Here is a 4,492-nt window from a genome sequence, read left to right as displayed (position 1 = left end):
TCGCAGCGTGTCCATCGCTGGCGTAGTGAAGAGGACGCCATTCTGGTCGGGCGAAACACAGCCTTTAATGACAATCCTCGTCTGAATGTTCGGCATTGGCCCGGCCAAAATCCCGTACGCGTGGTACTTGACCGGAACCTTTCATTGCCAGAAACGCTGCATGTTTTCGATCGCTCGCAGCCGACGATCATTTATAATTATAAAAAGAAAACAGAAGTACCCGGTTCCCCCGAACGCTACGACGCTTTCCCTCCTTTGGCATTTTCCCAAATAAAAACAGGCGACGACGAACTGCCCCAAATCCTGGCCGACCTGCACGTACGCAAAATCCAGTCGCTATTGGTGGAAGGCGGCGCGCAGGTACTTCGATCTTTCATCGAGGCGGGGTTGTGGGACGAGATCCGGCGTTGCCAGAGTCCGTTGCGATTGGATGATGTTGGAGAGAGTGAAGGTCATAACAAAGGGAGAAAAGGCGTGAAAGCACCAATGATCGCGGGTACTTTGATTGGGTCAGAAAATGTCGACGGTAATTTGTGGATGTACTACCAAAATTGATCCGTTCAACGCCGTCAGCGTTCTCGTGCCGACCAAACCTCCACCACCTCCAACTCCGGCGTCAAAGCCACGACATCCGCCGTGTAGCCCGGTTTGAGATGTCCAATACGGTCATCCATGGCAAGTTGCCGAGCTGGGTAGGTCGAGGCCATCCTGAATACCTCTTCCGGGGCTAGGCCCACTTTTTGAACACAATTCCGTACCGCATCCAACAGCGTAATGCACGATCCTGCCAACAGCCCCTCATCATTGGTGAAGCGCTCGCCATCGTAGTTAGTGACGAAGCCCTCGAACTCGAAACGCGTCCCTTCGTACTTGGCAAAAGTCGCGTCCGAAATCAGGAAAAGACGATCTCCCAGTAGTTTCTTGGCAATCCGAATCGCCCCGAAGTCACAGTGAAAGCCATCGGCAATCAGGCTGGCGTGGACGTCGTCGCGGTCGAAAATGGTGCCGACTACGCCTAGTTCGCGGCTTTCCATCGGCCGCATGGCGTTGTAAAGGTGCGTGACGAGATGGAAACCTTTGTCAAAAAAAGCCTTCATCTGCTCCGAGGTCGCGTTGGTGTGGCCAGCAGCGATGGCCCAACTGGTAGTTTTGAGCAAATCCAGTAATTCATTGTCAAAGCATTCGGGGGCGATAGTCATGACCTTGATCACATCTTTCCCTTTTTCAATCAACTCCGTCAGTTCCAGGCGGCTGGGAGGCCTCACCATCGCTTCGCTGTGCGCTCCGCGCTTGGGTTGGCTGATGAACGGGCCTTCTACGTGCAACCCAGCGACCCCGGTGCGCCCTTCTTGCCAGTAATCCCGAATCGCCTCAACCGCCGCCAAAATCCGCTCTTTGGTAGTTGAGTAAACCGTCGGCACAATGGTTGTGGTGCCGTCCTGCAAGTGCGTTTCGCGCATGTTAATTAACGATGCCACCGAGCCGTCGCGCGTGAGGAAACCGTTGCTGCCACCGTAAAGCTGGAAATCCACGAAGCCAGGCACGAGCCACGCCCCGTTCATGTCGCGTGTCGGGACGCCTTCGGGTAGTTCGGTCGTCGGCATTACCGCGCGAATTTTGCCTGCTTCCAGCCACAAGGCGTGGTCAGGCAGGACGGCCTCGCCCGTAAACAGCGTGGCGTTGGTCAGGATCATCGATTCCATAAGTCTCCTTCCTGCGTCCAAATGTCCCAGGCTTTTTCAGCTTGTAGTTGTAACATTTTCAAGCCATTGTGCGTGGCAGCTTTTTGCTCGGCTCCTTTTTGGAGGAAAACCGTGTCTACGGGATTATACACCAAATCATACAGAAAATGACGGCGAGTAATCAGCTCGTAGGGGATGGGCGGGCAAGTTTCCGCATTGGGGAACATACCCAGCGGGGTCGTGTTTACGATGAGCCGATGTTCCGTCATGATTTCTTCCGTCAGGTCGTCGTAGCCTATTTCGTTATCTTCGGGCTTACGCGACACCAGCTGTGGGTTTGCTTTCAAGTCGGTGAGCGCGGCTACGATGGCCTTGGAAGAGCCGCCTGTTCCCAGTACCAGTGTTTTCATGCCGTCGCAGGACTCACCCCGACGGTCGAGCCACTCGGAAACCGACTGTCGGAAGCCGTAATAATCAGTATTGAAGCCCTTGGTGGAGCCGTCGGCGTAAATCTTGATCGTATTTACTGCACCGATTCGCTTGGCAGAGTACTCGTCTAGCCCATCCAAGAAAGGGATCACCTTTTGCTTGTAGGGGATTGTCACGTTCAGACCGTGCAAGTTGGCGGTATTGGTGAGTAGGGCGGGTAATTCATCGATCGTTTTTAATTCAAACAAATCGTAGCGGCTACCCTTTATCTTTTCCCGCTCGAATTTTTCGCCAAAGTACTTCTTGGAAAAAGAGTGGGTGAGGGGGTAGCCAATCAGTCCGTATTGGTTCATGCTTAATTGGATTAATGGTTAAAGGTTAATGGTCAACGTTACGCGGAATACCATCGACTACAAAAGGATGGCGTAGAACGCCGTTTAACCGTTGACCGTTAACCGTTGACCCCCTTATACTGCCTTGGGCGTGAGGAATTTTGACTTGATAAAACCCCACAAAATCGGCAGGACCGACAACCCAATGATGCCGAAAATAACCAGTTCGAAATTTTCTTTTACAAAAGTAATATTTCCAAAAAAGTACCCCAGCAGAGTCAGCGTCGGTACCCACAACAGTGCCCCCGCGATGCAATAACCGATGTACTTACCGTATTCCATGCTGCCCGCCCCGGCCACGAAGGGCGCCACCGTGCGGATAATGGGAATGAAACGGGCCATGATGACTGTCTTGCCGCCGTGCTTGGCGTAAAACGCCTCGGTGCGTTCCAGGTATTCGCGCTTCAGGAAAAGTACCCGTTCGCGCTGCTTGATTTGGGTGCCCAGATATTTACCTACAAAGTAATTGACATTGTCGCCCAGCAGTGCCGCGATGATAAGCAGTACAATAATGAGCCAGACATTCAGCGCACCCGTGGAAGCGGCTAGTGCGCCCGCCGCAAACAGCAGCGAGTCGCCGGGCAATAGTGGCATAAACACCAGCCCCGTTTCGGCAAACACGATCAGGAACAGGATGAGGTACGTAAGCGTACCATATTCCTCAATTATATCGAACAGATGCTTGTCGAGGTGCAGGAAGAAATCGACTATTTGGCTGATAATTTCCATTTTTGTTGGGTTTCTTGATCTAGAAAATGAGTGAAAGTGTCACCCCGCAATCCTAAACGGATGGTTTCGAGCGGAATGATGTCGTTGGAGGCAATATTGCCCAGGTTGACGTTCGCGCCTAGCAGTTTGACAAACCAAACCTGTTGCGCTTTTTGGGGAGCTTCCCAGAGAATTTTTTCGCTGGGTATCTCGGTCAGAATTTCTTCGACCAGTCCTTGCCGTACTTCGCCGCTCGCCCGGAACAGGCCGACATTGCCCGCCTCGCGGGCTTCGCCGATCACTTTCCAGGCCCCGGCTTCCAGTTCGGCCCGCATGAGCCGAATCCATTTGTAGGGCGGGATAATCTTCTCCTCATCCTTGGAACCTACTTCTGAAAGTACTGTCACCTGCTTGGCCAGCGTACGGATGTACTCGCACTTTTCATCGGCGGGCATCTCCACAGAACCGTCCGAAACCTCGGCGTATTGCAGCTTGTATCGGTCGATCAGACGGCGGAAGTCGTCGAACTGGTTGCGTACCACAAATGCTTCGAAGAGCGTACCGCCGAAATAAAAGGGTATGTTGCCCGCGCGGTAAACGTCCAGTTTTTTATCAAGATCGGGCGTCACGAAAGTAGTCGCCCAGCCCAGTTTAACGATGTCGATGTGCGGGTGGGAGGTCGAAAGCATATCTTCCGCTTCGCGGACGCTCAACCCCTTGTCCATCACCATCGTGATGCCGTTTTCGCGGGGTTTTGCAGTGCGGTCAGGGATTTGCGACAGGTCGTAGTTCATAGGTTCGAGGGAGGGTTCCATTCAGCTGGGCTATCGGCCCTGAAAAATCGCCCAAAGGTAAGGAGAACCTTTTAGACCTCCGTAATAAAATACACCATTTATGCACTTTTCAGGGTGATATTCTACGATTATTCCTATTATTGGCTAGTCTAACCCCAAACTTAATATTTCCCCAACCTTTCTTTTTGCATGAGTGAGAACCCCCAATCGAACCCCCGTCTTGACTTTTTCCGCGCTCGCATTGGCCAAGATTTGAGCGACAGCATCTCTCCCCTGGGCCGCTGGCTCAACGGCACCCTGCGGGCAGTGGAATATGGGAAAATCAGCGTGGAGTTTATAGTACGGGAGGAAATGACTAATCCGATGAGCGTGCTACACGGGGGAGCCGCCGCCGCGATCATGGACGAAGTGGTCGGCATGATGGTTTTCATGCTGGGCCGCGAGTACGGCTATACCTCCGTGAACCTGAACTGCGATTTCCTGAGCG

Annotated in this window: 6 protein-coding genes; 2 read left to right on the top strand and 4 right to left on the bottom strand. The window is 52.9% G+C overall.

Annotated features, from left to right (window positions below; all coding sequences use genetic code 11):
• Nucleotides 1–555 (top strand): RibD family protein (locus tag ACEW8P_RS24200; protein WP_373515632.1); only part of this gene is annotated, 555 nt, incomplete at its 5' end.
• 14 nt (nucleotides 556–569) lie between these two features.
• On the opposite strand, the gene nagA is transcribed toward ACEW8P_RS24200, so the two are convergent.
• From nagA to ACEW8P_RS24180, 4 genes are all read right to left on the bottom strand, one after another.
• Nucleotides 570–1,703: an N-acetylglucosamine-6-phosphate deacetylase gene (nagA, locus tag ACEW8P_RS24195; protein ID WP_373515631.1), complete on the bottom strand. Its 1,134-nt coding sequence runs from the start codon at nucleotides 1,701–1,703 to the stop codon at nucleotides 570–572.
• Nucleotides 1,691–2,464, bottom strand: coding sequence for a shikimate dehydrogenase (locus tag ACEW8P_RS24190; protein WP_373515630.1), 774 nt, complete (start codon nucleotides 2,462–2,464; stop codon nucleotides 1,691–1,693). The genes nagA and ACEW8P_RS24190 overlap by 13 nt, the downstream gene beginning before the upstream one ends.
• Before the next feature lie 114 nt (nucleotides 2,465–2,578).
• Nucleotides 2,579–3,232, bottom strand: a complete 654-nt coding sequence (locus ACEW8P_RS24185) for a DedA family protein (RefSeq protein WP_373515629.1) — start codon at nucleotides 3,230–3,232, stop codon at nucleotides 2,579–2,581.
• Nucleotides 3,211–4,005 carry a phosphosulfolactate synthase gene (locus ACEW8P_RS24180; protein WP_373515633.1) on the bottom strand — a complete coding sequence of 265 codons (795 nt, stop codon included), beginning with the start codon at nucleotides 4,003–4,005 and terminating at the stop codon, nucleotides 3,211–3,213. Before ACEW8P_RS24180 ends, ACEW8P_RS24185 begins: the two co-directional genes overlap by 22 nt.
• Before the next feature lie 189 nt (nucleotides 4,006–4,194).
• Between ACEW8P_RS24180 and ACEW8P_RS24175 the strand changes: the two genes are divergently transcribed.
• A partial coding sequence (locus ACEW8P_RS24175) for a PaaI family thioesterase (RefSeq protein ID WP_373515628.1) occupies nucleotides 4,195–4,492 on the top strand: 298 nt, incomplete at its 3' end.

The organism is Persicitalea sp., from assembly GCF_041751555.1.
Lineage (GTDB): Bacteria > Bacteroidota > Bacteroidia > Cytophagales > Spirosomataceae > Persicitalea.
This window is presented reverse-complemented; position numbering and strand designations above follow the sequence as displayed.